1 protein-coding gene is annotated in these 357 nt (G+C 28.3%); it reads left to right on the plus strand.

The features are described from left to right. Positions 1-259: 259 nt before the first annotated feature. Positions 260-357: helix-turn-helix domain-containing protein (locus tag KGF50_RS22010; RefSeq protein ID WP_131732243.1), on the plus strand; the 98-nt coding region annotated here is incomplete at its 3' end.

Genomic DNA, 357 nt, shown 5'->3' on the forward strand with positions numbered 1-357 from the left:
CTGTGCTTGCATGAAAGTGTAAGAAGTTCATAAGAGAACTGCATAGGTAGTAGCGAACTTATGTGAACGACAACCTCGAAAATGATAAAAGTTAAGGGCTTACGGTTCTTACATGTGTTATTTAAAAATAAATATAAAAACCTTCGAAATAATTGTTTTAAATAATTACGTTTGTTAATATTATAATGGGTAATGAAAAAAGGAAGTGACTCATGGTAAAGGATGTATATTAATAATCATAAAAAACAATTAAAGTGAGGTGATAGTAGTGGAAAAAGCGTATAAGTTTAGAATGTATCCAAATAAAAAACAGCAAGAGTTAATTAACAAAACTTTTGGATGTTGTAGATTTGTATA

The sequence above is a fragment of the Clostridioides sp. ZZV15-6598 genome (genome assembly GCF_020657705.1).
In the GTDB taxonomy this organism is placed as follows: Bacteria; Bacillota; Clostridia; order Peptostreptococcales; family Peptostreptococcaceae; genus Clostridioides; species Clostridioides difficile_F.